Origin of the sequence: Pseudomonas sp. NPDC087804 (assembly GCF_044742965.1) — a bacterium.
GTDB lineage: Bacteria > Pseudomonadota > Gammaproteobacteria > Pseudomonadales > Pseudomonadaceae > Aquipseudomonas > Aquipseudomonas rustica.
Genome location: NZ_JBIUVN010000021.1, coordinates 82,771 through 90,694, shown reverse-complemented (window position 1 = coordinate 90,694; position 7,924 = coordinate 82,771). Strand labels below are relative to the sequence as shown.

At 56.5% G+C, this 7,924-nt stretch carries 7 protein-coding genes; 6 read left to right on the top strand and 1 reads right to left on the bottom strand.

Annotation, left to right across the window (positions count from 1 at the left end; genetic code table 11):
• Positions 1-96: 30S ribosomal protein S2 (locus tag ACIOMO_RS21490; protein ID WP_401243476.1), on the bottom strand; the 96-nt coding region annotated here is incomplete at its 3' end.
• A 373-nt stretch (positions 97-469) separates the two neighbouring features.
• Between ACIOMO_RS21490 and map the strand changes: the two genes are divergently transcribed.
• The 6 genes from map to ACIOMO_RS21460 all read left to right on the top strand — a co-directional run bounded on the left by map (position 470) and on the right by ACIOMO_RS21460 (position 7,924).
• The gene (gene map, locus ACIOMO_RS21485; protein WP_016985097.1) at positions 470-1,252 is read left to right on the top strand and encodes a type I methionyl aminopeptidase; all 783 of its coding nucleotides are present in this window, start codon (positions 470-472) and stop codon (positions 1,250-1,252) included.
• Positions 1,253-1,293: 41 nt separating this feature from the next.
• Positions 1,294-3,996 (top strand): [protein-PII] uridylyltransferase, encoded by a 2,703-nt coding sequence (locus ACIOMO_RS21480; protein ID WP_008081691.1) that lies wholly within the window; start codon positions 1,294-1,296, stop codon positions 3,994-3,996.
• A 208-nt stretch (positions 3,997-4,204) separates the two neighbouring features.
• Positions 4,205-5,404: a succinyldiaminopimelate transaminase gene (dapC, locus tag ACIOMO_RS21475; RefSeq protein WP_401243469.1), complete on the top strand. Its 1,200-nt coding sequence runs from the start codon at positions 4,205-4,207 to the stop codon at positions 5,402-5,404.
• 167 nt (positions 5,405-5,571) lie between these two features.
• Entirely contained in the window at positions 5,572-6,300 is a 729-nt protein-coding gene (locus tag ACIOMO_RS21470; protein WP_401243467.1) for a M12 family metallopeptidase, read from the top strand.
• A 95-nt stretch (positions 6,301-6,395) separates the two neighbouring features.
• Positions 6,396-7,037 (top strand): hypothetical protein, encoded by a 642-nt coding sequence (locus ACIOMO_RS21465; protein WP_401243465.1) that lies wholly within the window; start codon positions 6,396-6,398, stop codon positions 7,035-7,037.
• Positions 7,038-7,156: 119 nt separating this feature from the next.
• Positions 7,157-7,924: a M12 family metallopeptidase gene (locus tag ACIOMO_RS21460; protein ID WP_401243463.1), complete on the top strand. Its 768-nt coding sequence runs from the start codon at positions 7,157-7,159 to the stop codon at positions 7,922-7,924.

Genomic DNA, 7,924 nt, shown 5'->3' with positions numbered 1-7,924 from the left:
GAAAATGTACTTACCCATTTTCGGATTCCAGTAACGGGTTTGGTGACCGAAGTGCACACCGGCCTTCAGCATATCGCGCATATTGACTTGGGACATGATAGTTCCTTAATAAGTCGGGTTTGGCCTCCACGTATCCCAATGACCAACCAGTGGCATAAAGCCAAAAGCACCCAGGTCATCGTGTCGACACGTGTGTGGATTTAAGCTTTTCGGGGTATCCCCGGAAAGCGGCGCATTTTATACCACAGGGTGCGCAGAAACGGAACACGAAATCTGTATTCGCACCAAGGACATGGGCGCAGCCCCCTTGGAATCGGCTTCAGGGGCACCATTGTATAGAGAGAAGCGATGCACGCAGGCACTGAATTGCGCCGTGCGTCTGTTAGAATCGCGTTTTTCAGGGTCGCAAAACGCACACCTGCCACCCTATTCGTATCAGCAAGCGCCGCCGAGCGCAGAGAGAGCCTGTATGACCGTCAACCTCAAAACCCCCGAGGACATCGCTGGCATGCGTGTCGCCGGCAAACTGGCCGCCGATGTGCTGGAAATGATTGCCGAACATGTCAAACCGGGCGTCACCACCGATGAGCTGAACCAGATCTGCCACGATTACATCGTCAACGTGCAGCAAGCCATCCCTGCCCCGCTCAACTACAAGGGCTACCCGAAGTCGATCTGCACCTCGATCAACCACGTTGTGTGCCACGGCATCCCGAACGACAAGCCGCTGAAAAACGGCGACACCCTGAACATCGACGTGACCGTGATCAAAGACGGCTACCACGGCGACACCAGCCGCATGTTCCACGTCGGCGAAGTGCCGGTCTGGGCCGAGCGTCTGTCGCAGATCACTCAGGAATGCATGTACAAGGCGATCGAAATCGTCAAACCCGGTTGCCGCCTCGGCGACATCGGTGAAGTGATTCAGAAGCACGCGGAAAAGAACGGTTTCTCCGTCGTTCGCGAGTTCTGCGGCCACGGCATCGGCAAGGTGTTCCACGAAGAGCCGCAGATTCTGCACTACGGCCGCGCCGGCACTGGTATGGAACTGAAGGCCGGCATGACCTTCACCATCGAACCGATGATCAACCAGGGCAAGGCCGACACCAAAGTATTGGGCGACGGCTGGACCGCGATCACCAAAGACCGCAAGCTGTCGGCACAGTGGGAACATACCCTGCTGGTCACCGACACCGGCTACGAGATCTTCACCCTGCGCGCCGACGACACCATCCCGCGCATCTCGGCCTGATCCAGCTAACGCTCCCAGCCCTATAGAAGGAAAGCCAATCGATGCCGCAGGTGGATCCCGAACTCTTCGACCGCGGCCAGTTCCAGGCTGAACTGGCCCTCAAAGCGAGTCCTATCGCGGCGTTCAAGAAGGCGATCCGCCAGGCTCGCGAGGTACTCGACACGCGTTTTCGCCAGGGCCGCGACATTCGCCGCCTGATCGAAGACCGTGCCTGGTTCGTCGACAACATCCTGCAAAAGGCCTGGGAGCAGTTCAACTGGAGCGAAGACGCCGACATCGCGCTGGTCGCGGTCGGCGGCTATGGTCGTGGTGAGTTGCACCCGTATTCCGACATTGATTTGCTGATCCTGCTGGACAGCGCCGACCATGAAGTCTTCCGCGATTCCATCGAGCGTTTTCTCACTTTGCTGTGGGACATCGGTCTGGAAGTCGGTCAGAGCGTTCGCTCGGTCGACGAATGCGCCCAAGAGGCGCGCGCCGACCTGACCGTGGTCACCAACCTGATGGAAAGCCGCACCATCTGCGGCCCCGAGCGCTTGCGTCAGCGCATGCTCGACGTCACCAGCACCGCACACATGTGGCCGGCCAAGGAGTTCTTCCTCGCCAAGCGCGCCGAGCAGAAGGCCCGCCACCACAAATACAACGACACCGAATACAACCTGGAACCCAACGTCAAAGGCTCGCCCGGCGGACTACGGGATATTCAGACCATTCTGTGGGTTGCGCGTCGCCAATACGGCACGCTGAACCTGCGCGCCCTCGCTGGCGAAGGTTTCCTCGTTGAGAGCGAAAACGCCCTGCTCGCCTCCTCCCAGGAATTCCTCTGGAAAGTGCGTTACGCCCTGCACATGCTCGCTGGCCGTTCCGAAGACCGCTTGCTGTTCGATCACCAGCGCACCATTGCCGGCCTGTTGGGTTTTGAAGGTGACGACGCCAAACAGGCGGTCGAAAACTTCATGCAACAGTATTTCCGCGTAGTGATGAGCATCGCCCAGCTCAGCGATCTGATCATCCAGCACTTCGAGGAAGTTATCCTCGCGCCGGAAGACGAAGCGCCGCCGCAGCCGATCAACGCACGTTTCCAGTTGCATGACGGCTACATCGAAGCGCGCAACGACAACGTGTTCCGCCGCACGCCATTCGCCATGCTGGAAATCTTCGTGCTGATGGCCCAGCAGCCGGAAATCAAAGGCGTACGTGCCGATACCATTCGCCTGCTGCGTGAGCACCGTCACCTGATCGACGACAATTTCCGTAACGACATACGCAACACCAGCCTGTTCATCGAGCTGTTCAAGTGCAAGATCGGCATCCACCGCAACCTGCGCCGGATGAACCGCTACGGCATTCTCGGGCGTTATCTGCCGGAGTTCGGTTTTATCGTCGGGCAGATGCAGCACGACCTGTTCCACATCTATACGGTCGACGCGCACACGCTCAATCTGATCAAGCACCTGCGCAAATTGCAGTACACCCAGGTGTCGGAAAAATTCCCGCTGGCCGCCAAGCTCATGGCGAAACTGCCCAAGCCCGAACTGATCTACATGGCCGGTCTGTACCACGACATCGGCAAGGGTCGGCATGGCGACCACTCGGAGATCGGCGCGGTCGATGCCGAGGCGTTCTGCCAGCGCCATCAGTTGCCGGTGTGGGACAGCCGTCTGATTGTCTGGCTGGTGCAGAACCATCTAGTGATGTCGACTACCGCGCAGCGCAAGGACTTGTCCGACCCACAGGTGATCCACGATTTCGCGCAGGCAGTCGGCGACGAAACCCGCCTCGACTACCTGTACGTGCTGACCGTGGCCGACATCAACGCCACCAACCCGACACTGTGGAATTCGTGGCGAGCGAGCCTGTTGCGTCAGCTCTACACCGAGACCAAACGCGCGCTGCGTCGTGGCCTGGAAAACCCGGTGGATCGCGAAGAGCAGATCCGCCAGACCCAGAGCGCGGCACTGGACATTCTGGTGCGCGGCGGCACCGATCCGGACGACGTCGAGCAGTTGTGGGCACAGTTAGGCGATGACTATTTCCTACGCCACACTGCTGGCGACGTGGCCTGGCACAGCGATGCGATCCTGCAGCAACCGGTCGATGGCGGGCCGCTGGTGTTGATCAAGGAAACCACCCAGCGCGAGTTCGAGGGCGGCACGCAGATCTTCATTTATGCACCGGATCAGCACGATTTCTTCGCGGTGACCGTGGCGGCGATGGATCAGCTCAACCTGAACATTCACGACGCGCGGGTTATCACCTCGAGCAGTCAGTTCACCCTCGACACCTACATCGTGCTCGACAACGAAGGCGAGTCCATCGGCGACAACCCGACGCGGGTCAAACAGATCCGCGAAGGCCTGACCGAAGCGCTGCGCAACCCGGACGACTACCCGACGATCATTCAGCGTCGAGTGCCGCGCCAGCTCAAGCATTTCGCCTTCGCGCCGCAGGTGACGATCCATAACGATGCGCAGCGACCAGTGACCGTGCTGGAACTGACCGCACCGGATCGGCCGGGACTGCTGGCGCGGATTGGCGGGATATTCCTCGAGTTCGATCTGTCGCTGCAGAACGCCAAGATTGCGACCTTGGGCGAGCGGGTGGAAGACGTGTTCTTTATCACCGACGCCCACAACCAGCCGCTGTCCGACCCGCTGCTGTGCAGCCGTTTGCAGGATGCGATTGTTGAGCAGTTGAGCGTCAATCAGGAACCGGATATCAAGCTTTCGCGTATCAGTATTTGAATTGCAGTAACTATTACTCCTGTGGGAAGGAAGACTCCGATACCAGCCTGTTCAACAAACCCCTGTAGGAGTGAGCCTGCTCGCGATAGCGGTTCATCAGCTTGCATAAATATTGAATGTGCCTTCCTCATCGCGAGCAGGCTCACTCCTACAGGTTTTGTGTAAGGCGCGCATTGAAGCAATCCCTCCCACATTAAAAGAGGCCCCAATGAACAACGCTCTGAACCAGCTCCAGCCCTACCCGTTCGAAAAGCTCCGCGCCCTGCTCGGCACCGTCACGCCGACCCCGGACAAGCGTCCGATCGCCCTGTCGATCGGCGAGCCGAAACATCGCTCGCCAAGCTTTGTCGCCGAAGCGCTGGCGAACAGTCTGGATCAGATGGCGGTGTACCCGACCACACTGGGCATCCCGGCCCTGCGCGAAGCCATTGCCGGCTGGTGCGAGCGTCGTTTCGGCGTGCCGAGCGGCTGGATTGATCCGGCGCGCAACGTGCTGCCGGTCAACGGCACCCGTGAAGCGCTGTTCGCCTTCACCCAGACCGTGGTCAATCGCGGCGACGATGCGCTGGTGGTCAGCCCGAACCCGTTCTATCAAATCTACGAAGGCGCCGCGTTCCTCGCCGGGGCCAAGCCGCACTATCTGCCGTGCCTCGACGAAAACGGCTTCAACCCGGATTTCGACGCGGTGTCGCCGGACATCTGGAAGCGTTGCCAGATCCTGTTCCTGTGCTCGCCGGGCAACCCGACCGGCGCGCTGATCCCGGTCGACGTGCTGAAAAAACTCATCGCCCTGGCCGACGAATACGACTTCGTGATCGCTGCCGACGAGTGCTACAGCGAACTGTACTTCGACGAGCAAACCCCGCCGCCGGGCCTGCTCACCGCTTGCGTCGAACTGGGCCGCAAGGATTTCAAACGTTGCGTGGTCTTCCACAGTCTGTCCAAGCGTTCCAATCTGCCGGGCCTGCGTTCCGGTTTCGTCGCCGGTGACGCCGATATCCTCAAAGGCTTCCTGCTCTATCGCACCTACCACGGCTGCGCGATGCCGGTACAAACGCAACTGGCCAGCGTTGCCGCGTGGAACGACGAAGAACACGTGCGCGCCAACCGTGCGCTGTACCGCGAGAAGTTTGATGCAGTACTGGAAATCCTCAGCCCGGTGATGGACGTGCAGCGTCCCGATGGCAGCTTCTATCTGTGGCCGAATGTGAACGGTGATGACGCGGCGTTCTGCCGTGATTTGTTCGAACAAGAGCATGTCACTGTGGTGCCGGGTTCTTATCTGTCCCGTGATGTCGATGGCGTTAATCCGGGTGCCGGCCGTGTGCGTATGGCGCTGGTTGCGCCGTTGGCTGAATGCGTTGAAGCGGCGGAACGAATTCGCGCGTTTATTACCCGTCAGAAATAAACAACTGAATACCGTGCCAGGCAATCTGGCACGGTAACTTGCCTATGCAAGTTACACTTCAAAACAACTGATCACTCCCTCTTTCGTCCCTCACGACTTACTCTTGATTCGCGAATTTCATCGCATAAAATTCAACATCAAGTACAACTTCAGGGAAGAAGATAAAGATGAATGATCTCCAGGATTGCAAACTCCTACAGTGGCCGGATGATCTCGCTGCTTATGAGGCGGCCATTAAAGAGAATCCGGCGAACGCAACTTCCGCCAGCGGTGGTCGACGCAAACGCTCGCTGATCAACTATTCAAAACTGTGGGCCAATGGTCGAACGCTGACCATCGCCTTCATCGACGACGTCGATCCTGATCACAAACGCAAAATCATGGAGGCAGCTGTTCGCTGGATTCCGTACGTTAATCTGAGTTTCGAGTTTGTCGATGACCTGCAAGGTGATATTCGCATCGCCACAAAGAATAATTACAACAGCTCCATGCTCGGCACAGACGCGCTGCTGATTCATCCGGATTGGCCAACGATGAACCTGGGCGTCAAACCGGATCATGAAGACTTTGAAACCATTGTCACCCACGAGTTTGGCCATGCACTGGGCGCCATGCACGAACACCAGCACCCGCAGGCCGACATCCCTTGGGACAAACCGAAAGTGTACGACTATTACCAGAACCGCGAGATGGGGCCGCTGACCCCGGAGCAAGTGGACTTCAACCTGTTCACGCCATTCAACACCCTCGAAGCGATTTACACCGAGTACGACCGTAAATCGATCATGCATCATCCGGTATCTAACGATTTGACTTTGGGCAACTGGGAGAACCCGATCAATCGCGAGATCAGCAAGAAAGACATCAAGATGATGAGCTTGCTCTATCCCCAATAAGCAATCTCGCAAAAACAAGGAAGTTAAACCATGTTATCCAATTCAACTTACGCCCCCGCCCTGTCCCAGACAAATTCGTGTGGAGTGCATTACTGATGTGGGCTAAAAAAAATCCATCGAAACTGTGGACTCCCGGCCGCATTCTTCGTATCGCCTTCCTCAATGGCACGCAAGAGTTCAAAGACGCGACCATCGCGGCAGCCAGCAATTGGTTGCCGCACATCAACTTGAAGTTTGATTTCGTTGAGGGTGTCGAGGGGGACATCCGCATACTTAGCAACGATGGCGTTTTCTCGTCCAATATTGGCACTGACGCCTTACTCAATACCCATACAGCGACGATGCAGCTCTGGCCTCACCCTGCCATTCACGCGCGTTATTTCGCTGCGAATGTGATGCATGAGTTCGGCCATATGCTGGGTGCGGAACACGAACAGATCCACCCGGCAGCCGTAATTCCATGGAATGTGCCCGCCATCTACGAAAGACACGGCATTACCGATAATCCTGATGAGGATAACTACGAGGCGAACAGGAAGCGCCAATGGCTACACCGTGAGTATCTTGATCGGGCAGCCACCGAAGACAGCATTTGCTCGGACTACGACCGCAAGTCGATCATGCACTACGTCATTTACCAATCCTGGACCACAGGCGATTTTCAGAACTTTCTTAACCTGGAACTTAGCGACAACGACAAGGCCTTCATGGCGAAGGCTTATCCCTATCCGGTGTAAACCTGCCGCCTATTTTTTCACTCAAATAAATACCGGCCAACACTTCGTAAAAAACCGCGCCACACCTCGAACTGCTGGATTCAAGCAGATTGAAAAAACTATTTAAAAAGGAACTTTAAATGAAACAGAACAAACCGTGTTCGATAATTCGCCCACACGATGAGAGTGCCTCCCATCACGCAGCGCTCCGGGAAAATCCTGCGAACACTCGTGCACCAAACGCCATGGGGCACGGTATCAGGGCAACTGGTTATTTCAAGAAATTCTGGAGAGCGGGCAGGACATTGAGAGTACGCTTTCTAGATCCCCATTCGCACGTTGAAAAGATGGTTTATATGGCGGGATTCTGGGAGTGGCAGCGATATGCGAATATAGACTTCCAACTGTCAGAGGACGAGGATGCCGAGATCAGAATCCGAACCGTTTCTGACGATAGTTGCTCAACCATCGGCACTGATGCGTTAATCATGGAGGAGAGTGAAGCAACCCTTTACCTCGCCATTCCGATTGGCGAGGAAGGTTTTATGGCGACTCTACGTCATGAAATCGGACATGTGCTGGGCTTCGAGCATGAACACATGCATCGCGATGCGAACATCCCCTGGAACAAAGAGAAGGTCTACGCCTACTACCTTGAGGAACATGCGTGGGATAAAGAGCGTGTTGATCACAACATCCTCAATACCGTAGATCCGGACATTGTTGCAGACACTGATTACGACACGACCTCCATCATGCACTATGACGTCGATGCGGAACTCACCGACGGCGTTTTCGAAGTCGGCGAGAACAATGAACTCAGCGAAAAAGATATAAAAGCCGCCCGTTATTTTTACCCAAAAGATCCAGACAGTGTTCCTTGGAAAGACCTGTTGGACAGTCCATGA

Coding starts and splice junctions, on each gene's coding strand:
- ACIOMO_RS21460 (WP_401243463.1), top strand. CDS start 7,157: ATGAAACAGAACAAACCGTGTTCGATAATTCGCCCACACGATGAGAGT.
- map (WP_016985097.1), top strand. CDS start 470: ATGACCGTCAACCTCAAAACCCCCGAGGACATCGCTGGCATGCGTGTC.
- ACIOMO_RS21480 (WP_008081691.1), top strand. CDS start 1,294: ATGCCGCAGGTGGATCCCGAACTCTTCGACCGCGGCCAGTTCCAGGCT.
- ACIOMO_RS21465 (WP_401243465.1), top strand. CDS start 6,396: ATGTGGGCTAAAAAAAATCCATCGAAACTGTGGACTCCCGGCCGCATT.
- ACIOMO_RS21470 (WP_401243467.1), top strand. CDS start 5,572: ATGAATGATCTCCAGGATTGCAAACTCCTACAGTGGCCGGATGATCTC.
- dapC (WP_401243469.1), top strand. CDS start 4,205: ATGAACAACGCTCTGAACCAGCTCCAGCCCTACCCGTTCGAAAAGCTC.